Genomic DNA, 24,965 nt, shown 5'->3' with positions numbered 1-24,965 from the left:
ATGTTAATGCCAACGCCTTTCAAATCAAAAGCCGCTATCGCGAACGCTCAAAACCTTGCCAACTACATTTTCAATGCGAGGCATGTAAACCCAACATATGCCAGTCTCTCAAGCTTTAACTGGAGCGACAACGTATGGGTACTACCTCGTGGCAGGCTTCGCTTTTTGAACTTGCAGAACGCGGGGTTGCATAAGAGCGTCACGCCCTCGGCAAGCCAACAACTAGCACCTGAGTTTATTGAGTTCGCCAAGGCCTACATCGTGGAAACGCGACGAGGAAGCGCCACAAAGGTGCCCGCAAAAGACTTCTCTATAATAATGGTCGTTGAAAAAGCGCTCATTGAAGTAGACGGCTATGCAGACATTACTCGGCTTTCGGAGCAGCACCTTGATCGCGCCTCTGCCATCATCAAGGAGACCTATGTCGATCTTTTAGGTATGGGCGCGGCGCTAAAAAACTTGGTTGATGAAGTCACCAAGCACAACATCACCTCTAGTGGCATTCGCCACTGGCAGCACCCTTTCCGAGGCCTACGAGAACCTGGCGCTACCTACGACCGAGAAACGAAGCTTCCCCTTGACGAAACTCTGTTGGCGCTCGCCGAAATCTTTGCAAACGGCCACACAGGTGATCTGAATGATGAGGCAACCTACATCACTAGTATTACGGCCATCTTCCTTTCGGCACCTTTTCGCATCAATGAACAGAGCTGGCTGAAGCCCGTATCGCTAGAAGAGGACTTCGACACTCTCGGCCAACCTCAGAAATTCCTGCGGCACTACTCTCCAAAGATAAACAAAATTGTCACGAAAGAGATTCCGCAGGTGATGGCAAGCCACTGCGAAGAGGCTTTCCGACGCTTGGAGAAAATCACTGAAGAAGGTCGAAAGCTCGCGCGCTATTACGAATCTGGCGCGAAGGACTTCTATCCGCACGAAACCTGTCCGGACGTTCCCCCGGATCAGGTTTTGACACGCGACCAAGCCGTCGCGGCACTGGGCCGCCCTACCCTCAAGTCAGCAGAAAACCTGATGAAATGGATGGAGGGCCATCGTAGGTTGGCAGGATGGACGCTTAGGACACTATGGGCATCCGTGGTTGAGTATCACAAAAAGAACAACCCGTTCTTCCCTTACCAGGTAGACCCGAGGCTCTGTTCCATCACGCCGCCCAAAATGTCGGAATCACTCCTTTGCTTCCGCGAATTCCAATTGGCGGATGGCTTTGCGACGAGCCCGATTTTCCTGGCCCCCATCAATGGTGATTACTACAACAAACGTCTGTCTCAGAACAACGTGAGCAAGCTCAATGGCAAGACCTACCCTTCCTTCTTGCACCGACATGGTTACGAAAACATCACCCTGAAATCCCATCAACTTCGGCACTTCTTAAACACCGCCGCTGAAGAGGCGGGTGTTGCCATCGAACGAATTACTGCATGGAGCGGTCGCGCATCTGTTCAGCAATCACGCACGTACATGCATAAAGACCCGAAGCGGACTGCAAGGGAAATTGGTGATCGTTTGATACCGGTGACGGATACCACACACACCCCTATCACGGAGGAGGAATACAGCATCCTCGGCAAGGGTCCCCACATAACGACCCGGTATGGCATCTGTACTCATCCATGGACGGTATCAGCCTGTGAGAAGGCTGCAGACTGTCTGAACTGCTCAGAGCTGCTGCATTGCAAAGGGCACAAGAACTCCCTGAAGGCCGTGGAGCGCGAGCGCGCGCATGTTGCGGAAAACCTGGAGGCAGCACTCAAGGAAATCGAGGCAGGCAATCGTGCGGCGACACGCTGGGTCGATCGCCATCAACTGTACCTAGTGCGCCTGGATGAGATTGTGGCGATGCACAAAAATCCAGCGATTCCGGATGGTAGCCCGGTGCAAATGGTGGGTCATGACTTCACACACGCCAAGCGCATACTGACGACCAAACACCCTGAACTGCTTGAGTCCAGTGGGCTCAGTGACGTCTACAGCGACGATTTGTTAAGCTGCCTGAAAGAATTGATGGAAGAAAACAACGATGCCTAGCGCGTTCACCGCGAAGGAGCTTAAAGCTATAACGGCCATTATCAGAGAGTGGCCGTCGAAGAAAAAGCTGACTTGGGAGGCTATATGCGAAGCCTCTCAATCGGCCTTGGGCTTTGTTCCAACCCGCCAAGCGCTGGCCGGAAAAGCATTGGTTGTTAACGCTTACAAAGTTAGAAAAGCGGAGATCACTTCAGACCGGGATCGCATGGCAAGTATGCCGTTGCCGAAAAGCCTCACCGCTGCAGCTGAGCAGATTCTCAGACTGCAGGAGGAGAATAATCGGTTGAAAAAAGAGCTCCAACTCATGGCCGAAACTGCTCAGATCTTCATTCACAACGCTGCGTTGAATGGATTGACTCGGGACAAGCTGATGAACCCGATTCCTAAGCCGGATAGAAAAGGTTAGTCAGGAGGAGGCGTGTAGTCTTTCAACTCGAACGAGTGCCAGCCCATCCTTTAGCTGGCACTGTCGAATTTAGCTTGCAGTGAAATTGAGACCTCACCCATTCGGTCTGATGACTAATGTCCCAAAACAGGCGCGTTTAGCGACGCCCTGATTGCGCCTGTTGAAAAATGAATGGCAGCGCGGCGAAAAACAAAACGCTCAAAAGAGCGTTCGTATAGGTTGTATCGAAAAACAACCAGACTGAAGCTGCTGCCACTGGAATACAAAGCACAACTGACACCAGCATTGTTATGGCTACAAAAATGCGATCCGTAACCTCTTTTAAGGAGTCGACCAGCGGCGAGATCAGTTCAGCTAAAAACGCAGAAACAAGAAGCAAAGGAATATAGAGCAGCGCTGAAATCAGAAAAAAAGCAAGCTGGAGATTAGTTTTACCAACAGGAATCGCAGGTAGATATTCTCCAATAAAGCGAGCGCTGCTTAAATAAACCTCTCCACTCGAAAATAGCGCCTTAAATACTGGAGGAGTGGAAATCGAAAGATAGAGCATCCCAAATGTCACCAGATAGAAAACAAACCTGTACGCTGTTTTATCAGCCTTTTCGCGATTTTTCAGTCGTCGATCAATTCCCGCCGAGCCATCAGGCTCAACTAATTCAATTGGCTCAATTGTAGTTGCATTCCGATTTAAGATAGGTTGCGGAACAGAGCGCCTCCCTCTCATCCCCCACAGAGACATGATCCCTGCATAAATGAATGATGCTACAACATTGAGTACCAGACTCCAGATATCATTAGCCATATTAGCTCTTAACTACTCGACGATTTAAGTTAATTCCGCTCCAACAAAGCTTTAAGCCCTTTGACCAAAAGTCACCGGCAAAGACCCTCCTAGAGTAAGCAATGCTAAGGCCAAATAGCCATCACCTCAACTATTTCCAAAGACCTGCTCCCAGCAGTGATCTGTAGCTTTATGACAATTTCGTGAAGGCGCCTATATTTTTAGCACGACTAACATCGCTAGCTGATAACGAGAGAGTGCGACAGATCGAGATCTCTATCAGCCCCTCCTGACTCACCTCATTTTTTGAGCTCTGCCCTTCATGCGCCCAAAGGCGTTTGAGAGCATCCATAGGTGAAAAAGGAACCAATCCAATACTTTAGTCTAAGAAGACTTATCATTAAATATGATATCGCGAGCTACACGCGTGACAAAACAGGCCTGCCGCTATGTGATATCCGTTTTATGACGGCGAAAAAAACGTTTAAACACTCGTTTTTGTTCGCCGATCTACTTGAGTTGGTTATTCAAAGATGGCATTTTGATTCAACTAGACATGGACGCACCAAGAAATGACGATTCGCCAATCTGACCTAACTAATGCTGCATATGGCCGCACACAGCGCAGCTTCAGCGCCAAACGCTACGGGCAACCCTCCGCCTTCCTCAGCCATAGCCACAAGGACGAACGATTAGCACTTGGGCTGCAGCAAATGCTTGTAGCGCAAGGCTGGGACATCTATATCGACTGGCAAGACCAGCAGATGCCTGATCAGCCGGACGTGGAAACCGCTAAGCGGATCAAGAGAGCAATCATCGGCGCCGATTGGTTTCTTTTCCTCGCCACTGAAAACTCCACTGCATCACGTTGGTGTCCTTGGGAGATTGGATATGCAGATGGCGAAAAGCCCTTAAATCGCATAGCTGTGGTGCCCACCACTGATGCAAATGGTTCTTTCTATGGTAACGAATATCTGCGCCTCTACTCCCGCATCGACACCGCCAACTCAGGCGGCCTAGCGTTGTTCGACACAAAGAATCAAGGCACCTGGGTACGCAGCCTCTAGCCCTTCTACCCCACCAAAAGCACACAACATGACTACAGAAAACCCATACATGGCGCGCGACCAACTGCGTCTCATCGATGAACTGTCCAAAGAATTAGCCGAGGGTAACTTGGCAATATTTGCTGGCGCTGGTTTTTCGATGGCTGCCGGCTACGTAGATTGGAAAAAGCTGCTCAAACCAATCGCCGATGACTTGGAGCTCGATGTCGAAAAAGAGTGGGATCTGGTGACCCTTGCTCAGTACCATGCCAACGTACACGGCGCTAACCGGGCTAAACTAAATCAGCTTCTGGTATCCGAATTTTCCAGCAAGATTGCACCTACAGAAAACCACAAAATACTCGCCCGGCTCCCCATTCAGACGTACTGGACGACTAACTACGATCGACTGATAGAAACTGCGCTTGAGAGCAACGAAAAAAACGCTGACACCAAACACACCACGAAGCAATTGGCCACGACCAAGCCCAAACGGGACGCAGTGGTCTACAAGATGCACGGTGACGTTGAACACGCTTCGGAAGCGGTGTTGATTCGGGATGATTACGAACGTTACCACGTAAAGATGCAACCCTTCATAACCGCGCTCAGCGGCGATTTGATCTCCAAAACCTTCTTGTTCTTGGGCTTCAGCTTCACCGACCCAAACTTGGACTACATTCTCAGTCGCGTAAGAATTCAGTACGCCCAGGATCAACGTCAACACCACTGCATCTTGCGCCGGGCTCGCCAGCATGATGGAGAGTCGCAGGCCGACTTTGAGTACCGGCAGCGTAAAGAGGTGCTTTTCAAAGGTGAACTGCTGCGGGTTGGCATAAAGGTTACCTATGTGGAGGAGTTCGCTGAGATAACACAGATCCTCAAAGCGATTGAGCACAAGCACAAGAAGAAGACTCTGTTTATTTCCGGCGCGGCGCATGATTACGGCCCTTGGTCAGAGAGCGAAGCGGAGCAGTTTGTCTACAAGCTCAGCAAAGCCATTAGCAAGGATCAGTACCGGGTGATCTCGGGCTTTGGTCTCGGGATAGGAAGTGCGGTTATCACCGGTGTTCTGGAGCAAACCATCATGAATGGAGGTCGCTTGGACAACGACCAGCTCATTCTCAGGCCTTTTCCGCAAAGCCAAGTGGGACAGAAGCCCCTCGATCAAATATGGACTGAGTATCGCCAAAACATGCTTGCTCATGCTGGCGTAGCTATTTTCGTCTTTGGCAACAAGCTAAAAGGAGAAGAGACCGTCCTGTCCGGTGGTATGCGCGAAGAGTTCGATATTGCGATGGAAAATGGCATTTTCGTGATCCCGGTTGGAATCACGGGATCGATGTCCAGGCTGCTCTGGGAGGAAGTCATGAAGACCTTCGATGAGTCCAAGCACCCCCACGGAAATAAGATCACGGCACTGTTGCGTGAATTGGGCGATGAGGCTACCGATCTAGCTCGCGCTCATGAAGTCATCCTCAACCTCCTACCTCTCATTTAGGGAATTCATTTATGGCCAGAAAGGTTTTCTTCAGTTTCAAGTATGACGATGTGCAGCGCGTGATGAACGTTCGCAATAGCAACGTCATTGGGCGTGAACAATTCTACGGTTACATCGATAAAGCTGATTTTGAAGCCGTAGAGCGCAAGGGTGATGCAGGGATCAAAGCGTGGATTGACGGGCAACTGGAAGGTACTTCCGTTACGGTAGTGCTTGTCGGCGCAAACACCGATAAAAGCAAGTGGGTTAAGTACGAAATTGCCCAAAGCCTCGCTCGCGGAAACGGGATCCTAACAGTAGACATCAGTAAGATCGCTGATCTTAATCAGGAAACTACTGCCTGCTGCGCATTACGGGTCGAAGGCGCTCTTCACTATCTGTGGAATAAGGAAGATGGGCGCACTAATCTGGGCAAATGGGTCGAGGCAGCGGCCAAGGCGGCCGGCCGGTAAAGCTGATCTCAAATCACCTGACCATGTTCCAAATCGGAAGCTTCATAATGTGAAGCTTCCATCAACCCGACTGATCTAGAACCGAGACGTCACTGAGCGTAAGCCGGTGGGGATGAGCACGCAGGACGCCAAAGGCATTGATTTTGGTCAGTACTCGCAGCCAGCGCCCAGGCGATTTGAGTTTTAAAATAGACCTCTGCCTGCGCGTGCTGACAGAGTCCTATTCGAGGGCTAGAACAGCTTGTAGGTTTTGCGCAAATTACGAGCTACAACCTTAGCCTGTTAGGTGATGGCGACCGCTGTAGCGCATGCGCATGCCAGCGTGTAGGGCAGCGATTCCCAGAAACCCAAATCCTGAATCACATGGACGGTAGCGCACATGAGCGCCTTCGAGGACTGAACGGCTTGAAAGATAACGTAGGGAAACAACGTCCAGGCCACAATGCGTTTGGTCAGCCGCGTTTGGGTATACCGAAATAGCTTACGTAAGGTTTGCACAAAAAAATCCTCCAGGATGCGCAAAATTGCACCGCTACATCGTCCGCCGCAGCGCGCTCCGGCGCACGCCAAAATACGGCCTGGAAATTCCGGATAATCCGTAGAATTTGTTCGGGGCTGACAGTGGGTAAAAGGTTGCCTGCATGTAGGTTTTGGTTCGAACGAACCATCAGGTTTTTATGACGAACAATCGACCAACAGCTAGGCCCTCGCTTATTCATCCTCCTCATTTTTACACGGCTATTCGGTTGCAGACGCAAACGCCCAAGTTTCTACTGTGTACCTACATGAACCGCCCTACCGACTGACCGGAGCCCTCAAATCTTGACCGAACAAACTTTCACAGCCGTGATGCATGTGTTGGACGTTCTCTACAAACTCTGGCCCATCGCATGCGGCATTTTCGTCGTTGGCGCCGTCTGGTGGCGCACACGATCGCTTTTCTTCATCGTTCACCAGCTGTTGAAGTGGCTGGGTCTTGAAGGTAAGTACGCGAATGCGGACGACCAAAAGGTCGCCGACGATTATCTCGATCTGAACAAATTCAATCTGAAGACAGGATTTCACCTTCGCTCGGTTAAAGCTAAAGTGAAGTTGCATGATTGGATGCGAGAGCACAAGTTGGAATTCGCAGAATTACGACGGGCTGGCGGGTACTTCAACGCCAACCAGTTGAGCTTTGGCATTCCAGGTTTGTGGCGGTTATGCCTAGTCCGGGGTGCCTACGTGGTGATGGGAATTTTATTGCTCGCAATCGGCCAATTCGTGGATAGGGACGACTTTGCCCTCCTACGGATTAATTTCACCGGCACCTGGTTTTGGGCCGGAAACAATGAAGCCCACAGCCCGACATTCGATCTCCCACACATGCTGCGCGGTAAGACTTGGCATCTCCAGCAAGCTGAATGTCGTTATACCGACGATCCTAAAATCGCGATCGACATGTGGGACAAGGATGCTATCTGTAATCTTGTATTGGGACTTAATGACGAATTCATCGCAGAGTCCATCAATAGCCAAATCAAAACAGCTCAGATTCTGAAAGTCGGCAGCTGCGTATGCTTTTTCCTACTTGGTTTTTTTGCTTTTCGCCTCGAACGGGCCAGAGAACTACATGCCAGATTAGAGGCTGCATTGCGGATAAGAGAAGCGCTGGCTACTGGTGAACCGCATCCAGAGTCCCATCCTTTCCCTATAACCGAACCAATGGGGGGAACAGAGGAGCCTGGTGACGGTGTGCTTTCGAAAGCTATATGGCCAAGCGATACCGCTACCACCCCTCCTTCGCTCGTGCCTGAACGATCTGAATAGAACAACACGCAGTGCTCCGACCCTGGCGACGCTGGTGTAATAGCCACCGTGCGACGCCGGGGTTACCTCAAATACTCAACCTGAGCTCCCGCCAATTTGGAATAGCAGCAGAAAAGGCAGAGATGGGTCACGGAGCCGACTACATGCGAACACGCCAGGACTTTTCGCCGCTATTGCTGACCAGCTTCAACGGAACTCGAATCCATCACCTCGCTCAGCGACTTAAGGTGTTCCTTAATCGCCTCGACATCCATGAAATGCCCTCTAGCAAAGTCCATGAAATGACCAATGACGAAATTCTTGAGTGGTGTGTTGAAGCTGATCGATGATCCCATGTACATCATCGCTGCGGCCAGCCGATACTCGATGGTGCCCACGTCAAAGGCTGCCAAAAAAAGCTTCATCCCATGGTTAAAAACGTGTGAGGTGTAATTTGTCCAGGGCGTATAGGCTGGCCGCACTGCTTTGTGACTGTTCCCCGAATAAAACCGGCTCGTGAGGTGAGTCAAGATCATGTCCAACAGGAACAGCGACTGATCGTTTTTCAGAAAAATCTGATGCCCGTGGTTCTGGATGATCTTGAACAAAATAAACCCGGCCAGTGCATTCGGGTTCGCGGCCAAACGATGGATGTCACCGAAGGTGAGCGGCAATGGAAGCGCGCCTGAAGCATAGAGCAAGAGCCCGTGGCGTTTGTGCTCAAAGTCCGACGGTGAGCTGGCCATCGCACGCGCAACGAGTGCATTTGCATTCGCAGTTTTGTATCCCGTCGAATGATGAAGCGAGGCAAACGTTCCATCCATGCAAAGCCACGGAATGTCGTTTGCGAGCGAAAGTTGCATCGCGTCGTACGCCGTAGAGTCGATGCCTTCCTTGATCGAATAGATCTCAAGCTCGGTGTCGTGCAGGACGGGATGGGCAACAGTTGCGTTGTCCAGAATTGCACGTAGGGCCTGCAGGATATGCCCATCACGGGCTCGGATATCTGCTGCGGTGGTGCGAAACAACCTACCTCCTTCGGTCACGCCCAGCGCCATGAAATTTTCTGCAGTGATTTCTTCAAGCCATTCGCTGAGGGCCTCCTTGGTAGTAGCCGGCAAAACGAAGGAGACGCCGACGTTCAATAAATGCTGTGCCAGATCAGTGACGGCTAGATAACCGATACTGTAGGCATCAAGCACAACCGCTTGGGGTTCGGCTTCTCCTTCAGCGAAGAGCCACGACTTAGGAATGGAAACGTCAGTCCAGCAATTCAATGCTCCTTTGAAAGCATTGTCTGGATACAGGGCATGCCCGCGCATGAAAAGAGGAACATCGTCGACCTTGGTCGTCAGTTGTTTGTCGCCTCCAAACCCCAATTTCTCTTCCAGAAAAGGCACCATCTCAGCAGTATCCGACGGCATCTTCATCATCGCGAAGCAGTCGCTGCCGTCGTTGTGGATATGCCGAAGCTGGAGTGCGATTCGCAAGCAAGCCACATAGGGCGGTAGGCGTTGCTGAACTTTATAACTAGTCATGCCCAAGTTGGCGCTTTCGCCGATGGGCAATCTCTGAAGTAGCTCCGCCAATTGGCTGGAGGCTTTCAACGTGCACTCATTGGAAGGATGGTGCTCATCGACGATCAGCCTGATCATCGTGCTGCCGTCTTGCTCAAACTGAAAAGCGGCCTTACATACCTCCAGCTCAGGCGAATCCTCAAATTGACTCCAGCCACCGGTGATCAATCCAAAATGGAAATTCACAAGCTCGACCGCGAGCCCCCTGGGATCATCGATAAACCATTCCACCCATCGGGCTTCTGCTCGCTTGAAATTCCCTGTTTTGGTGAGGAAATAGAGTATCGCCGCCACCTCACGCGAATGATTTTGCAGCAGTGAGTCAGGTATCTGTACGTGAAACTCTTTCTGTTCAGATTCATCTCGATAGCGGTTGCGTAAATAGCAGCCTCGATACCAGCCGTATGGCACCTTGGGCGCAAGCGCAACCATCTGGTCGCTGATCTTCATTGCCGATGCGATGTCACCCAACTGCTCATCTCTCAGCGAGCAAAAGCTCATGATCATGAGAGACGTATCCGCCCCTGCAACCCGGGATACGACGTCGTCAAAGGTCTTGTATTGCTGCGTCTCCAGCAGACACTTCAGGTGCATGACTACAAAGGGCGAAGGCCACAAAGCGTGGGCGGGTATCAATCGTGAAGTAATGCCAAGCGACTTGTGAGGCAGCTTGGCATCGAACAGTTTTTCAGCGAGCTCGAATATTCGTTCAGGTGCGATACTTGGGATCTTGTCGCCCCAGTCGTTTAGGAAGCGCTCAACCTGATCAGCCAACGCACTTCGTTGCAGCAGGTCACCCTCCTCTTCAGCACTACGGAATGCGCGAGCGAGAAGTCTCAGGAATGCAACTTCCATTTCTGACGTTTCGCCAATCGGTGCTTCCTTAGATAGCCACACGCCAATCTCAGCCGGGGTCGCGAGATGGATGAAAGGAATCACCTCTACAAGTTTTTGAGTACCTGCTGCTAGAAACTGCCGACACCATGCGGCTCGTTTCTGCGGGCTTTCTTTGGCATCCCAAAGGTCTTGCTGCCATTGGGGAAGGTGCGTGCGGTCTCCGGCGATGGCTTTGAATCGGGCGGCGGTTTCGGGATGGATAGGGTCGAATACTTCGAGATTCTTTTTGAGTATTTCAAACAGTGTTGGCGGAGCCAAGCCTTGATAGGTCTCAAAAATGGGGCATGCCATGTTATAGAGGCGAACGTCGGTACCGTCCGACCGCTCCATGAGTTCAACGACTCGTGCGGTGAGGTCATCCAAACGCTGTTTCACCTCCGGCGAATTCAACCACAGATGTTGTGAGAACAGATGTCCATTCAGGGTGGAAGCGCTCGCCATCGCTTGAAGTACATCGGCGTTGTAGGACTTATACTCATCGCTCAGACGCTTCGCCATACGATTTGCCAAATCGTCCAGATCCAGTCGAAGAGCCCCTTCAACGATCCCCGTAAGCTCCCCTTCCGATAGAATGAATTGCTGGCTTGCCGCCTCAAGTTGAGTTGTATCGGCGTAGGAGCGCAAGAACGCTTCTTTGGAGTACGGCCCTGGAGCAGGTTCCGCGAGGTAATGCTCTTTTGCCGCCGATTCCCGCTCGGTACGACGGGCCAGGCGCAGAAGAGCAGCTAAACAGAAGTCTTTGACGATAGCGTTTTTGGCTGACGCTGCGATTTTCGAAACCGTTCCCCAAGCGGCGCCCTGCTCTTCGACCTCGACCAGTTCACCATAGATGGAAATGACTTCAACCAACGCTGCTGCTTCATGGTCTTTCTGGGCCAGCGCCTTCAGCATCGTCATCTGAATTTTTGCAGTGGCCGGGTCTTTTTTGCGCAGGCTCTCGAACACCATTTCCATGGGAATGAGTAGATCAGAGGGGGCCAGCGACTTGATCTCTATGTAGATCTTGTCCCTGACGTTATCGCCGCTTCCACTGTGGTTCTGCTCAATGCTAGTCAAGCGTGCTACCTCAGTTCGAATCACTTGGCGATTTTGTTGCCGGCGACATTGTCACCGCTACCACTGTGGGTCTGCGTCACATTGGTGATCGTGGAATGTGCGACTACCGCCACCTTCGCGTTGATATCGCGAATCAAACCAGAAATTGCAGGCGATTGCTCAAGACGGCGAGTAATTGCTATCTCGCTCATCCCGTCATCGATCCCCAATTTGGCAAGCTCTTCAGCCACTGCCTCGGCTACAACGTCCTCTTTGATCCACTGGCTTAGACGCTCTTTCAGCATTCCGGCACTCAGTTTCAGCCCATGCTTGAAAACGTCATAAACCGAGCTTGCGATGATTCCAGTCGTGATGAAGTCCATTTCGGACGCTCCTTTGGTTTGAGAGAATTGGTGGCGGCCATGACTTGGCTTCCTGGCTAAACCTAATACTCGCATGACCAGGCGCATAGGGCAGTGAGAACCAATATCAGTATTTTTTTGCGCTACTTAACGCGGTATTAGACTGGATCTGTGGTCGAGCTTCTGGAGGGATCACGGCGGACAAAATTCTACCACCCGCTACGCGGTCATCTAATCTCACAGTAGCCATTTTCGGCTCAACAAGGAGGTATCGATGTCTGTCTACATGGTCACATGGAATCTCAACAAGGAACGCGGCAATTACGATCAAGTTCGTCGAGCATTCATCGCGCATTTGGAGCGCTACCCGAATATCAAGGACTCGGGACTGGAGACTGTGCGATGGGTCGAGAGTAATGCCACTCCCGCTCAAGTCAATGATGATCTTAAGCTTAAGCTCGACAACAACGATCGCATCTTCATCACCAAAGTGAACAATGGAGAGCGTCAGGGTTGGCTTGATAAGAACGTCTGGGATTGGATCAATGCACGAGTCTGAGGTCGTCTTGCGCAGCTTGAGTCTTGGCAATCGCTAAGTGACTGCCCTCCCCAAAAAAGGCAGGTGTATGCACGTGCCTTTTTCCAAATGTACCTAATGAGTTGTTAGAAGGCCACGCCCAGCATTCGCGTTTAGTGGCGTATCGTAAGAGCCACCTTCCTGGCAATGGACTGGAGTTTTTAGAATGGAAATTTCGCGGAGCACCGTGTACCAGCTTTTTGAAGATGCATTTACCCGCTTCCTGGTCAAGGACGCAGCTAGCATCAGGGACAACACTGCCGAAAGAAATCTCTGCGGTCGACTCGCAATGCAGTTCGAAAATTTGCTTCCCTCATACAGTCTTGAAGGTTATTGCGCAGATCCTGAGTACAACAGAAAGCAAGGCGGGAAGATCAAGACTGTCCTATTGGATAATACGGAGGTGATCAACGTCACCTGCGATCTTATCGTGCACAGTCGTGGGGAGAAAGGACGAGATAATCTGATCGCCATTGAAATGGCCAAGCCCGATAAAACGGCTGAACAGATACACTCGGATAGGCTGCGGCTGATGGCTCTCACCAAAAAAAGCTTTGACGATGTCTGGTCGTATGACGGTGTCACTCATCCCGAGCACGTCTGTGGATACCTTTTGGGGGCGTTCATCATGGTCGATCGAGTCAATCAGGTTGCATCGGTTGAGTTCTTCGAAGACGGAGCGCCGAAGGCTAACAGGCGAGCATTTGCGTTGTAGCTTCTCTGGTCTGACGGCAATGCCCGTTCGAGTATGGACGGGCTACCGTCGTCTTGGGTGAAGGAAATCCAGAGCCGATGCCACAGAGGTGGAAAAATTGGCGCCTTCCAAGAAAGGGGCTAGCCGGGTGAACAAAACATTCCTACTGCACCACCTTCTATCGTTGCAGCCGCTCCAAGAGCCGCCCCCAAAAGAATTCAGCCGCCCCCTCTTCGCTCAGCTTATTCGCGCGGCCTGAATAGTGCCCTCCCATAAGCGTCTTGAAATAGATGGCCTGATCGTCAACCTCGACCGACAGCGCCTCGTTGTATCCGTTGCTGGAGATCTGGCCGGAATAGGTAATGCTGTTTCTATCGAAGCTTTCACCGATAGAGATAGCACACTCCGAAGCCACCTTTCCTTCTCGGTAAATCGACGCTGTAAATCGCACATCACTGACTCGTCGCAAGGCGCCTTGGATGCCAAGCGTTGCGCGCTTCAAGCTCAATTAACGAGTTCTCGAAAAAACGGCGCATGTATTCGAAGCTGGCGTGAGCAAACTGGTCTTTGTCAAAGTCGGTAAAACTTTTACGCAGCCTGAGATTGCTCGATCGAATGACGTCCGACGGTGCTATAGACCCAGAAACAGAGGTAGAAGGCGTTCCCTGGAACAGTCCCTGGCTAGTCGAATTTTCGGCGCTGCGGGACACCTCCTGAACGAGCAACCTGATCTGGCGCACCACATCGGTAAAGGCTTCATCAGGATTCGTCCAGCTTGTGATCGGCTTACCATCACGAGGCACCGCCATCAGCTTACCGAGAGGACTATGGCTCCAGTCACAAGCTCGCAAAATCACCGGCACGACCTTGCACTCACCTTTCGCATGTCGCTCCAATGCGCGCTGCATCTCAATTGAGTAACAGTAATGCGAGCTCAAAAAACTCGCACTCACCAAGAGCAAGATCACCTCGGCTGAGTCGATCTGCGAGTCAATTGAAGCATCAAGGTTTTCCCCAGGAAGGATGCGACGGTCATGCCACGATTCCACCGCCCCCTCATGTTTCAAGGAAGCCAAATGTTTCTCTAGCTGATCTCGAAGCGCTTCGTCGTCATGACTGTACGAAAAGAAGATTTTGGCCATTGCCCACCCCAATTGCATCCGTTGTCATGACGTTACCATGAGCTCTATGCTCCAAGGTACTCCAGCATTCTGTTAGGGGATTTCTGGCAGAGTGGAGCCATCACCGCATCGGAAAAACCACTTCTCTCCATAGTTCAGGGACATTGCCGTGGAACTCGTCACCCTCGCCTACATCAAGCTAAATCGAATTGGATCTGCGAGCGCGTCAGGTTCTGGATTCGGAAATCGTCGAGAACGAAAATTCACGACTGCCGTTATCGATGCTGAGATCGAGACGCTTCGCCAAATGGTCATCGGCCTTGCCGAGGCGAATGGAGAAACGGCAGGCGCCTTGCTTGGCCTTAGACAGGAGCGCTACGTTGGCTCTTCAGAGGGCCAGGTGATTTTCAACATCCAAGGCCCGCACACCGATTACGGCCTGCCCTATGCAGAGTGCCGAGTATTTCCTGCCCTCAAGGCTGGCAAGCGTTACTTCCAGCTTAAAGAGGTCGACACCAGCGACAGTTTGTTCTTGAACGACGAAACTGAAGCAGAGTGAATCAGTGATTTTTGCGTATCTGGCCACGTTCTTCTTGCAGATCCGGCAATTGGTTCTAGCTTGTTCATGGCATGCCTAGAAACCTCGGTGCGGAAAGAGATGCACCGGTTGTCGGTTGCTAGCTGTCCCATTGAAATTAGCCATTCGGATAGCGAGAAAAGTATGTCAACTCACATCAAGCCAGGCCCGAAACCAAAGCGTGACGACGGAAAGGATGACAGAAGGCGACACGTTAATCCCGAGAACAAACCAAAGCACCCGACACTCCCTACTCATAAACCCGAAAAGTAGCGAAGGTACTGAGGTGATTGATGGACTTCGGAAAACTGTTCCCTGACCAGCCCTCACCTCAACCATTGTCCTGCCGGCCTGATGGGCCGGTTGTGACATGGCTTGTTAATCTGGAACCCAAAAACTTGATCACCTATGGGGATAGTCGGACAATCAAGAGGTAGCGTGGCACCATCAGTCGATGCGTCAACATGCTACTGCGCCCTTCGGTACTCGCGCCGTCTGAATGCCTTGACCCGAGTGTTCAACGCTATGCCTGAGAAACCCAAAAAACCTCGGATTCCCCTCTCCGGCTCTCCGTCGTCCATCTCAGTTTGACCTGGTATCGAAGCGGACTTCGATTGTGAAAAACAGCCAACAACTTCACCGTACTGCGAGGCTTGAGCTCGGGACATGGCAAGAGATCACCCGCCGTGACCAACGGATTATCGGGACAATCGATCAGCTCCAGATCAACATCAAAAGCACTCCCCTGCCCCGTGTTCGCGATGATGAAATAGCTTGTTTTAGCCAGGCTCGTAATATGCACACCCAGCAGCGGAACCGCTTTCTCCTGCTTGGCGATTTCGAGCGAATCAATTTGCCGTAAGGCAAGCTCTGAGGTGATATTGGCCAGATCTTCCTGCACCTGACCCAATTTACGACCGCGAACCAAAGACACGGTCGACACCGCGAGAGCAAGGAGAGACACCAGTAGCGTCAGAGTCTCATACAAGGTCATTTGAACTTGCCCTTGAACAAACCTTCCAGCATTTTTTCAACCTCAGCTTTGATTTCAGGAATCACGACCTCCATCGCTTGGTCGATCCCCACCTGATGGATGTCGTCCAATGGAAAAGACTGCGTGCAAGTCACGCAGGTGACCCAATCACCATCGCTCAAAACCTGCGGCTGCTCGAATTCAATACCACCACCGCATTGAGGGCATTGAATGGTGTGTTGTTCGGGAATATTCATGTCGGTCTCCAGGTTGGATGTCATGGCCACACCACCAGTCCCAGCTCTTTGATCCGAAGCGCCATCGCGCTGTCGGAGACCCGAAATTGTTTAGCCAGGGAATTCATTCTTCGGCCACCAAAGTTTTCACAGCGAGCCAAGGCAAACTCGCGATCCAGTGAGCCCTGCGAAGCATATTGCAACGAGTCAGGATCGTTGTGGTTCAGGTGGAAGGACGTCGTTTCGGTAAACTTAAAGGCGCCTTTGCATCCAAACTGCGTTTCAAAATGTGCCGTCAGAAGGTTCGGCGGCATGAGAAAACATGCCGCGAAATAATCCGCTTCGCGTTCAATATCTGATCTATGACCCGCATTGGCAGAGCCGTCCAGTGGACGGTCACGGTGCATGACTTGACCCTCGTGAAGCATGAAGTGCCCCACTTCGTGAGCACCGGTGAAACGCTGAACTTGCTCAGGGTAGGCCATCGAGATGGCAATCTTGTTGGCTTGACGATCAATAAGCCCTGCGATACCAGGGCCTTGGCCAGAGCGCATGAATCTGGAGGATCCCAAGTTTGGAAGCATCAAGTATTCAACATCAAGCAGGTACGCTGCAGCATCGGGCTCCAGCATTTGTAGGGGCATTAGCTGTCGATCGGGCCACAGCATTTCCTTCTGCTTCCAAATTTCCCGGTGCAGCAGAGCGACGTCTTGTTGAATACTTGATCTATTCATGAAAAAAAACACCACATGATGTGCCTTCCATAAAATTAAAGCACAACATGTAGATTTGGCAATTTTTTGGATCCGCATTTACCAGTTTTTTTATCGCGATCCGGATCATGAGTAGCGAGACGCTCTAGCTTGTGACTCAGGGCTCGGTACAAAGACGCGCAGGCAATGCCAGGGGTTTCAGCGTGACGATCACGCGGCAAGCCTCGGACTGCCATACGCCTGTATACAGACGCTCGGCGGTTGGACGGTGGCGGACTCTAACGCACCAAGGTGCCCTGAACAATCGCTCACACGCCTATGAGTCATGTGAACTCTGGGACTAGGGCCAGAATTGTTATAAAGATGGACGACTGATGAAGCTATTAAGTGTCTGGCAGGGCCAAAACACCCAAGCCTAAAGTGAGCAGCAATTAAGACTCAAGATCTGCGGCTGCGCTTGAATGCGACGAGTGCCTCAAGCGCCTGAGCGACACTCATCCCCTCTCGCTCTTTATTGATAACAAAGTCCGCATCGAACGCAGCAGGATCGCTCTCCGTAAAGTCTGGATAGCCGGCTTCGGCATGCTTTTGCGCGTTATCAATTACCGATTGCAGCCCCTCACGCTCCGCGAGTGACGTTGTCTTTGCACGATCCAATAACGGTGCTCCAGTCAATGATCAGGAGCCAATCATAGAACAAGCCGATCGGAGTGGGATTACAGAAAATGGCAGGCCGAACGCAACGCGATTGTTTGCCTCACCAGCGTGGGCAACGCGACAAACTTTTGTCCAATCTTCAATCAGTGATTGAAGGCTACAATAAACACATCAAGAATGGCCGGAATCTCGAACCCCAGCAAGCGAAGGTAGTCAACATGGCTCGCAGGAATGACCGTCCTGGATGACCCATCACGGCTCTGGATCAGTTTCATTGATATACTAACGACGTTAGCCTTATCCGGAATAGAGAAGACCATGATTAAAACCAAGAAACCTCATTAAGAATAAAATATTCTAGCCTAGACTCTTAACCATAAATATCCAAGCTCAGATCAATACCCAACGCACCTAATCGCTCTAAGAGATTATACCTTATAACCTCCCCCGAATTCCCCGAGACATACAAACCAACAAAAAACTCAGCTTTCCCTCCTGACTCAGCTAGCTGTCGAAAACTTACTGATTTTTCTTCAAGCATACTAACTTGCTCAGAAATAAACTCACTTAGGCTGCCAACACGCTTTTGACATAGCAAGTAAGAACAAGCATTAGTCTCATAGAAACCTGATAGTTCTCGCCCACTAGGTGCTATTCTTTTTTCGCCTGAGACATGCTTCCACTTTGGAACCATCCCAAGCTGAGTACTCGCCGAATCTGGATTAAACCTAGCTCCAGAGAGCCGAAGCGAAACAGTGAAGGAGTAAGGATTCATCGCAGCCTCCTAAGGTAGATAGTCTGTAATTGGGCCATTATTTACTGTATTACCATCCGAATCGCCAGTTATAACATCGCCATTAGGTGCAACACCTGTCCAGTCCTGAGGGCCCGCAAATACTCCACCCTTCACTCCGTGAAGGTCATCTTTATCAAGTCCTGGATATTTATCAATCGGAATAGTTCCAGGAGGGCAGCCTTTGGGTTTCGAGCCCTGAATAGGCTTTGCTAACATCGGCGGAGATAGCTGCTGAAGAATTATCTCTACCGCACCAACGCCCAGCACTGCGCCCCCAACGCCTACCCCCCCTCTCCCAGGGCCGTAAACAAGAGTGCTGCCAGTCGAGTTTAACCCATACGTATCTATATAGCGAAGCGGATTTGCTGCAGCATAAACATATGTATTGATACCACCTCTCAGCCCAATAAGATCACTCTCAATGTACCGACCAATACTTTGATCATAATCTCTAAAATAATTGTAGTTTAGCTGCGCTTGCTGATCATAGACCTGTCCGGAAAAACGCAGTGGAATGTGAGTCTGAACACCATCTCCAATCCCCCCCCGAATACGAGTCTCTAATTATTTTTACGTAAAGACATGCCCTTAGAAGCATCTAAATCGCTGACTCCTTCCCAAGCTCCGTCACTGCTTATTGGGAAAACTGGGAAAGTCAGGCGTGCGTAAAGAGCGAAGAAACGACCTCGGGGTCAATCTCAGCGAGGCGCTGAGATTGACCTCACATCCTCGAACTCGCAGCAAGGCCGCAATTGCTGAGAGCTCTGGTTCTCGCTCAACTCCTTCAGAGCGCTCCTTAGCCGACGACAAATCCTTACAAGCTTCGTCAGCGGGCTTGGGTGTTTCTGGTCGCAAACATCAGCTTTGAAACGAAAGCTTCTCCACCAGATCAACCACATCCTTGCGATCCTCAGCCTTCAAGAGATGAAAGCACTGCAGCAGATGCGCAGTCTCAACGTCTTCGCAGTAGAAATACGGCACCGGCAAATTCAGCGCAGCAGCAATCTGCTTCACGACGTTTTCACCTGGTTGATGAACCCCCTTCTCGTACTGATTCATCCTTGCCGACGCCGACGCTGGCTCAATCCCGGCATCTATTCCCAAGCGCTCCTGGGATATCCCTCTTGCCTTGCGCGCCTCCCTCAACCGCTTGCTGAACGTCGTCATTTCTCATCGCCGAAAGGCTCAGAGATTCTTAGATTCGGCTTGAGCAGATACTAAGTATTCCTTAGTATTCGGCAGAAATATCCTTTTGCCATCACTCCAAACGTAAGGACAGGGATCAAAATGAAGGAAATGCAGATCACAGACGGGCGACTCGACGAAAAATCGCGTGGCTTCGGCGGGGACATGGTCAGCTACCACTACTGGAAAATTAACGGCAAGAAACTCGAAACGCTCGAAATCCCGGATACGCTTGATGCGCATGTAAAGGCGGGTGATCGAGTTCGAGTGACCTCCCAATACGGCAAAGATAAGGTCAACAGAATTTGGGCCATCCAGCTCGACAACGAGCCCGTCCGCACGGTCGTCAATGTTCCGTTCATTGCTGTCTCCCTGGGAAGGCTCAGCATCCTGCCTCTGATGGTCGCCATCTTTACGATCTTCGTTGCCTATGGTTTCTGGGAGAACAGCGCCAACCATCGGGGCTTCCACGGCTCGTCCTACCAATTGGGCTGGATCGCACTCAATTTATTCGTCAGCTATCGCTACATGATTAAGCCAATGTTGATCGTCACGCGCGGCATCAAGGCGTTTCGCGAATATTGCGCAAAGGCCCCTGCATCAGACCCGACATCCAATTGAAACGAGCGCACAGCGGCACATATCCCTGGAGCCATTAAAGTGAATCAGATTGAGATGAGTCCAGACCAAGGCCAATACGCATTTGGCAACCAAGCGAAAGCCGAGGTAACCAATGGCACAGGCTCTCGCTGATTCAGGAGATTTTCAGATTTCGGGTGGCGGGTGTCTTCAGGCCCATAGCGAACGCTTGGGGGAGTTTGGTTATACATCAGCGCATTATAATGCGCTAGAACCCAGAAAAAGAGGGAGGTTGGCGCATTATAATGCGCTGACCGGACGCGCATCACCCTCTCAACGCCTTTAAAAAATGACGAAGCCCCTTGCTCTGAAGGCTGTTTTTTTCAAAGTCTGGAGCGAATGATTTGATCGAGGGGCCTTTCATGGACTCAAAGCAATTCCACGGTCAAGACTCAATGGCCGTTGAACTGATTCATCGCCAAGCCGAGTCGGTGTTTGGCAACAAAGCGAAAGCCGATCTCTGGCTCAGTCAGCCGCGAACCGGGGTCGCAAAAGGCTCACGGCTGCAGGTCGCTCAGGATGAAACGGGCTACGAACTCGTGAAGGCAGAGCTCGAAAGACTCAATCATGGGTTCGCCTGTTGATAGGATTTCCACAAATGCCCCCGTCGCCCCCGTCATGCTTTCGGCTTTTCCATACCCATCAACACCGGCTATAGACGCCTTCTAGAAGATTGCGATTCCGCGCAGGCAATGCCATATTGCCACTATCTCGCTCAAGGCCCACCCAACGCCAAGCGACGTTCACGCAAGTCACCTCTAGCTACACCTTAAAGACTTATTCTGCACAGTCGATATCGTACGAGTCGCCAGAATGGGCAGCATTGCGCGCGCTCGGCTAAACCGCACTCCGCCTCTGAATCAGGTTTCTCTGCATGTTCTCAACACAAAAGCTTGTCTGCGAAACGACGTCACTGAAAGGTCGGTATGTTTCATCCAGTGTTTCCAGGTTTTTTGTGTTTATGGCATTCGCCATCTGCAGCTTGCTGTTCGACTCTTCAACGGCCTACGCTCTGTCTGCCAGTTGCACGACGCTTAACGGTTTGAGCGGTTCGGGTACCTTTTCCCGCTCCTTTCCTGCTGGTTCCTTCTCCGCCGGCGAGAGTGTCTCGGTCACGTTCAGTGACAACGGCGGCAACGTCGGCAACAGCAATCCGTCGTCCGCCGATAACGTGATCCTGCGCAACCCGACCACCTTCTCGCCCTACTTCGACTACCGCAGCAACACCGGCAGTGCAGGTAGCCATGCGGGCAGTGCTTCGGCTGCAGATCTGACCAACGGGCTGTTCATCAGCACCAAGGTCGGCACCTACCTGAGCACGGTGACTATCAACTGTGGTGCGGCGGTTTCCAGTGATGCCACCCTGTCTAACCTGATTCCTTCAGCCGGTACTTTGTCGCCATCATTTTCATCGGGCACCAGTACCTATAATGTCGCAGTCGCGAGCAACGTATCGTCAATCACCTTCACGCCGACGGCCTCCGACAGTAACGCCACGATCACGGTCAACGGAATGAGCGTGGGCTCCGGCGCTACATCGCCAGCGATCAGCCTGAACACGGGGTCGAACACGATCAGCGTATTGGGTACTGCCCAGGACGGCAGCACCACGCACCTGTACACCATCACGGTCACTCGGGCCCTCACTGCGCCGGATGCGAGCAATGTTTCCGCGACCGTGGCTGCCAACAGTTCCGGAAATCCGATCACATTGGCCCTCTCAGGCGGTACTGCAACGTCAGTCGCCGTTGCATCCGGCCCTTCACATGGGGTTGCCACCGCTAGCGGCACGTCCATCACCTATACGCCGGCTGCAGGTTATTCAGGAACGGACAGCTTCACTTATACGGCGAGCAATACGGCGGGCAGCTCTTCGGCAGCCACCGTGTCCATCACCGTAACACCGCCAACACTGGCGTTGACCCCAGGCTACTTGCCGGCTGGCCAGATCGGCACGGCCTACAGCCAATCGCTCAGCACTGCGGGCGGAACGGCGCCTTACAGCTACGCAAGTTCAGGGGCAGTCCCGACCGGTTTGAATCTTGATGCGGCCACCGGCATGTTGAGCGGTACACCCACCAGTGTCGGCAGTTTCAACTTCACGATTACGGCCACCGACAGCCATGGCGCAACGGGTAGCACCGGCTATTCGGTCAGCATCGTCGCCGGCGCACTGCCCGTCACTGGTGCTGTTTCTGCAACGGTTGCCGCCAATGCCAGTACGCCAGTGAACCTCGCGCTGTCCGGCGGTGTTGCCAGTTCGGTTGCTGTCGCTTCTGCCCCGCTCCACGGTTCTGCGGTTGCCAGTGGTACCACGATCACCTACACCCCCGTGACAGGTTACTCAGGCCCAGACAGCTTCACCTACACCGCCAGCAATCTGTCAGGCACCTCCTCCCCCGCGACGGCCACGCTCACGGTGACAGCGCCGACACTGGTGTTGACCCCGGCTGCCGGTGCGTTGCCTGCCGGTCAGGCTGGAACGGCCTACAGTCAAGCATTCAGCTCAACTGGGGGCTCGGCGCCTTATAGCTATACAAGCTCCGGAGTTCCCGCCGGGCTGACCCTCGATGCAGCCAGCGGCGTTCTGAGTGGTACGCCCGCCAGTCCTGGCAGCTACAACCTCTCTGTCAGCGTGACGGATCGGCATGGTGCCGTCGGCAACGCCAATTACACGCTGAACATTGCGGGTGGGCCAGTGCCTGTGGCCAACCCGATTTCTGCCACCATCGCCGCCAACAGCAGCGGCAACGTTGCGCTGTCACTGGCGGGCGAAACAGCCACGACGGTAGCGGTTGTCACGGCGCCATTGCACGGCAGTGCGGTGGCCAGAGGTCTGACGATTACCTACACGCCAGTCGCCGGGTTCTCCGGGACGGACAGTTTCACCTACACCGCCAGTAATGCCTCAGGCACCTCGCCGGCAGCGACGGTCAATCTGACGATTTCAGCCCCTGCCCTGATCGTTTCCCCTGCCGCCGGTTCGTTGCCAGCGGCAACAGTCGGTGCACGCTATTCACAAGCATTGAGCGTGAGCGGTGGCAGCAGCCCCTATCGCTTCAGCGCCAACGGCCTGCCGTCGGGCCTGAACATTGACGCCTCCTCCGGGACGATTTCCGGTACACCTTCGGAGGCAGGCTCGGCGACAATCGCAGTGCAAATTACGGACGCCTTCGGCGTGACGCTCAATGTCGCCTATAACCTGAGCATCGGCGCCACGTTGCCAAGCGGCGCCGACCGCAGTGCATCCTTGTACGCCGGGCAGGCGGTCACCGTGAACTTGGCCGATGGCATCAGCAGCGGGCCCTTCACCAGCGCGGCATTGTTGGACACGCCTTCCAAAGCCATGGGACAGACGACGCTCAGCGGGACAAATCTGACATTTGTGGCTGCCGCACAAGCTTCAGGCGCAGCGATCATCCGCTACACCCTGAGCAACCGTTGGGGTACATCGCAACCCATTACCCTGACGCTGCAAGTGGCCGGACGCTCCGACCCGAGCAAAGACCAGGAAGTGATCGGCATGCTCGGCGCCCAGGCGCAAAGTGCCGCACGTTTTGCCCGCGCGCAAATCGACAACTTCAACGACCGCCTCGAACAACTGCACGACACAGAGAACCGTCGCGGCAGCAGCTTCAACTTGCAACTCGGCTTGCCGCAATCGCGCCAGTCACGCACCGGTAATACCAGCGCCTCGGAGATGTACCAGGCGCTGTCGTCACTCAGTGGCAGCGACCGTTCGGCTTCACCGCAATTGTCCGCAGCGCCCGGCTCAAATAACGGATTGCTGGGAGATGAGAACCTGTCGTTTTGGAGCGGTGGCTACGTCAACGTCAGCGATACCCGCCGTGATGATGTGAAGCTCGACAGCACCATGGTCGGCATGAGTGCAGGCGTCGACTATCGCTTCTTCGATGCCTTCACCGCCGGCATCGGTTTCGGGTATGGCCGGGACTCCAGCGATATCGGTTCCGAAGGCAGCCACAGCAAAGGTGATTCCTTCAGCGGCGCCCTCTACGGCAGCTTCCACCCGGGCCGAGTGTTTATCGACGGTTTGCTAGGGTACAGCAACCTGTCGTTCGACAGCCGCCGCTATGTGACCGATAACGGCGGATATGCCAAGGGCTCGCGTGACGGCGACCAGTTCTTCGGCTCGCTCAGCTCGGGTTATGAATTCAGGGAAGACACCTGGCGTGTTGCCCCCTATGGCCGTGTCGACGTGTCATCGACAAAGCTCGATGGATTTCAGGAATCCGGCAGCGGCGCGTTCGACCTGGCATACGCGGCACAACGCATGAACGTATTGTCCGGAACGGGTGGCCTGCGCGGACAATATAGCTTTTCGCTGAAACCGACCGAGCTGACCCTGCGTGGCCGCCTCGAATACAGCCACACCTTCAGCGGTGACAGCACGGCACGCATGGGGTACGCAGACATTAGTGACTCCACCTATGGCGTGTCCACTCACGGGCAAAGCGAAAACTTGATGACCGTCGCGCTGGGGGCTGACGTTGCCCTGCCCGGAGGGTTGACGACAGGCGTGAGCTATCAAGGCTCTTTTGGGTTGGGTGACGACTCAAGATCCCATGCACTGATGCTCAGGCTAGGTACCCAATTTTAAAAAAAGGAGAAGTTATGTCGCTCAAGACACGGCCGAGGTACCCCGACCAAAATTGCTTGACCATATTAAAAAACGTAAAACCGTCATATGGCTCAATTACGCTCTGACACGTAGTGGCGATACAACCTCAATAAGTCGCTCCCTTCAGGAAATCGGACATGGGCAAAATTGCAGTTGCGTTGACAGTGGTGATAGGCGTTCTGGTTTACGCCTTGGTAGAAGGGCCACAATCGGCTCAACCGCCCCTATTCATGGCCATTTTGACAAGCACCGTGGCACTCGGCG

23 protein-coding genes are annotated in these 24,965 nt (G+C 52.6%); 12 read left to right on the top strand and 11 right to left on the bottom strand.

Annotated elements, in window-relative coordinates; genetic code table 11:
* Together HBN98_RS15890 and HBN98_RS15885 are read left to right on the top strand one after the other, a co-directional pair.
* Positions 1-2,046: a hypothetical protein gene (locus tag HBN98_RS15890; protein WP_083366138.1), complete on the top strand. Its 2,046-nt coding sequence runs from the start codon at positions 1-3 to the stop codon at positions 2,044-2,046.
* A complete protein-coding gene (locus HBN98_RS15885; protein WP_083366139.1) occupies positions 2,039-2,452 on the top strand; it encodes a hypothetical protein in 414 nt (137 codons plus the stop codon). Before HBN98_RS15890 ends, HBN98_RS15885 begins: the two co-directional genes overlap by 8 nt.
* Positions 2,453-2,588: 136 nt before the next feature.
* On the opposite strand, the gene HBN98_RS15880 is transcribed toward HBN98_RS15885, so the two are convergent.
* Positions 2,589-3,254, bottom strand: coding sequence for a hypothetical protein (locus HBN98_RS15880; protein WP_083366140.1), 666 nt, complete (start codon positions 3,252-3,254; stop codon positions 2,589-2,591).
* A gap of 551 nt (positions 3,255-3,805) precedes the next feature.
* Between HBN98_RS15880 and HBN98_RS15875 the strand changes: the two genes are divergently transcribed.
* The 4 genes from HBN98_RS15875 (at position 3,806) to HBN98_RS15860 (ending at position 8,041) form a co-directional block, all read left to right on the top strand.
* Entirely contained in the window at positions 3,806-4,300 is a 495-nt protein-coding gene (locus HBN98_RS15875) for a toll/interleukin-1 receptor domain-containing protein (RefSeq protein ID WP_083366141.1), read from the top strand.
* Between the two features lie 28 nt (positions 4,301-4,328).
* Positions 4,329-5,780 (top strand): SIR2 family protein, encoded by a 1,452-nt coding sequence (locus HBN98_RS15870; RefSeq protein ID WP_197678422.1) that lies wholly within the window; start codon positions 4,329-4,331, stop codon positions 5,778-5,780.
* Positions 5,781-5,791: 11 nt separating this feature from the next.
* The gene (locus tag HBN98_RS15865; protein ID WP_083366143.1) at positions 5,792-6,232 is read left to right on the top strand and encodes a TIR domain-containing protein; all 441 of its coding nucleotides are present in this window, start codon (positions 5,792-5,794) and stop codon (positions 6,230-6,232) included.
* A gap of 822 nt (positions 6,233-7,054) precedes the next feature.
* Entirely contained in the window at positions 7,055-8,041 is a 987-nt protein-coding gene (locus HBN98_RS15860) for a DUF6216 family protein (protein ID WP_083366145.1), read from the top strand.
* 170 nt (positions 8,042-8,211) lie between these two features.
* On the opposite strand, the gene gapS6b is transcribed toward HBN98_RS15860, so the two are convergent.
* Positions 8,212-11,550 carry a GapS6b family protein gene (gene gapS6b, locus HBN98_RS15855; protein ID WP_083366146.1) on the bottom strand — a complete coding sequence of 1,113 codons (3,339 nt, stop codon included), beginning with the start codon at positions 11,548-11,550 and terminating at the stop codon, positions 8,212-8,214.
* 20 nt (positions 11,551-11,570) lie between these two features.
* Positions 11,571-11,912, bottom strand: coding sequence for a GapS6a family protein (gapS6a, locus tag HBN98_RS15850; protein WP_083366147.1), 342 nt, complete (start codon positions 11,910-11,912; stop codon positions 11,571-11,573).
* Positions 11,913-12,165: 253 nt separating this feature from the next.
* Between gapS6a and HBN98_RS15845 the strand changes: the two genes are divergently transcribed.
* Positions 12,166-12,450, top strand: a complete 285-nt coding sequence (locus HBN98_RS15845; RefSeq protein WP_083366148.1) for a hypothetical protein — start codon at positions 12,166-12,168, stop codon at positions 12,448-12,450.
* A gap of 184 nt (positions 12,451-12,634) precedes the next feature.
* Positions 12,635-13,183, top strand: coding sequence for a hypothetical protein (locus HBN98_RS15840; protein ID WP_197678423.1), 549 nt, complete (start codon positions 12,635-12,637; stop codon positions 13,181-13,183).
* Positions 13,184-13,614: 431 nt separating this feature from the next.
* Here the strand turns inward: HBN98_RS15840 and HBN98_RS15835 are convergent, their stop codons facing one another.
* A complete protein-coding gene (locus HBN98_RS15835) occupies positions 13,615-14,304 on the bottom strand; it encodes a toll/interleukin-1 receptor domain-containing protein (protein WP_229755036.1) in 690 nt (229 codons plus the stop codon).
* A gap of 148 nt (positions 14,305-14,452) precedes the next feature.
* On the opposite strand from HBN98_RS15835, the gene HBN98_RS15830 reads away from it, so the two are divergent.
* Entirely contained in the window at positions 14,453-14,842 is a 390-nt protein-coding gene (locus HBN98_RS15830) for a hypothetical protein (protein ID WP_083366149.1), read from the top strand.
* A 541-nt stretch (positions 14,843-15,383) separates the two neighbouring features.
* Here the strand turns inward: HBN98_RS15830 and HBN98_RS15825 are convergent.
* The 7 genes from HBN98_RS15825 to HBN98_RS15795 all read right to left on the bottom strand — a co-directional run bounded on the left by HBN98_RS15825 (position 15,384) and on the right by HBN98_RS15795 (position 19,402).
* A complete protein-coding gene (locus HBN98_RS15825; protein WP_083366151.1) occupies positions 15,384-15,854 on the bottom strand; it encodes a hypothetical protein in 471 nt (156 codons plus the stop codon).
* The gene (locus HBN98_RS15820; protein ID WP_083369348.1) at positions 15,851-16,090 is read right to left on the bottom strand and encodes a hypothetical protein; all 240 of its coding nucleotides are present in this window, start codon (positions 16,088-16,090) and stop codon (positions 15,851-15,853) included. Before HBN98_RS15820 ends, HBN98_RS15825 begins: the two co-directional genes overlap by 4 nt.
* Positions 16,091-16,110: 20 nt before the next feature.
* Positions 16,111-16,803, bottom strand: a complete 693-nt coding sequence (locus HBN98_RS15815) for an ImmA/IrrE family metallo-endopeptidase (protein WP_083369349.1) — start codon at positions 16,801-16,803, stop codon at positions 16,111-16,113.
* Between the two features lie 417 nt (positions 16,804-17,220).
* On the bottom strand, positions 17,221-17,439 hold the full coding sequence (locus HBN98_RS15810) for a hypothetical protein (RefSeq protein ID WP_083366152.1): 219 nt from the start codon (positions 17,437-17,439) through the stop codon (positions 17,221-17,223).
* A gap of 370 nt (positions 17,440-17,809) precedes the next feature.
* The gene (locus HBN98_RS15805; RefSeq protein ID WP_083366154.1) at positions 17,810-18,214 is read right to left on the bottom strand and encodes a DUF4279 domain-containing protein; all 405 of its coding nucleotides are present in this window, start codon (positions 18,212-18,214) and stop codon (positions 17,810-17,812) included.
* A 9-nt stretch (positions 18,215-18,223) separates the two neighbouring features.
* Positions 18,224-18,745 carry an RHS repeat-associated core domain-containing protein gene (locus HBN98_RS15800; RefSeq protein ID WP_186352822.1) on the bottom strand — a complete coding sequence of 174 codons (522 nt, stop codon included), beginning with the start codon at positions 18,743-18,745 and terminating at the stop codon, positions 18,224-18,226.
* 348 nt (positions 18,746-19,093) lie between these two features.
* Positions 19,094-19,402, bottom strand: a complete 309-nt coding sequence (locus tag HBN98_RS15795; RefSeq protein WP_083366156.1) for a helix-turn-helix domain-containing protein — start codon at positions 19,400-19,402, stop codon at positions 19,094-19,096.
* A 120-nt stretch (positions 19,403-19,522) separates the two neighbouring features.
* On the opposite strand from HBN98_RS15795, the gene HBN98_RS15790 reads away from it, so the two are divergent.
* The 3 genes from HBN98_RS15790 (at position 19,523) to HBN98_RS15780 (ending at position 24,680) form a co-directional block, all read left to right on the top strand.
* Positions 19,523-20,041: a hypothetical protein gene (locus tag HBN98_RS15790; protein WP_083366157.1), complete on the top strand. Its 519-nt coding sequence runs from the start codon at positions 19,523-19,525 to the stop codon at positions 20,039-20,041.
* Between the two features lie 413 nt (positions 20,042-20,454).
* Positions 20,455-20,643, top strand: a complete 189-nt coding sequence (locus HBN98_RS15785) for an antitoxin Xre/MbcA/ParS toxin-binding domain-containing protein (protein ID WP_229755035.1) — start codon at positions 20,455-20,457, stop codon at positions 20,641-20,643.
* A 377-nt stretch (positions 20,644-21,020) separates the two neighbouring features.
* The gene (locus HBN98_RS15780) at positions 21,021-24,680 is read left to right on the top strand and encodes an autotransporter domain-containing protein (protein ID WP_162276283.1); all 3,660 of its coding nucleotides are present in this window, start codon (positions 21,021-21,023) and stop codon (positions 24,678-24,680) included.
* The last annotated feature ends 285 nt before the right edge of the window (positions 24,681-24,965 follow it).

The sequence above is a fragment of the Pseudomonas koreensis genome, assembly GCF_012986595.1.
In the GTDB taxonomy this organism is placed as follows: domain Bacteria; phylum Pseudomonadota; class Gammaproteobacteria; order Pseudomonadales; family Pseudomonadaceae; genus Aquipseudomonas; species Aquipseudomonas koreensis.
The sequence above is the reverse complement of the archived record's forward strand: the minus strand, read 5'-3'. Positions and strand labels throughout refer to the sequence as shown.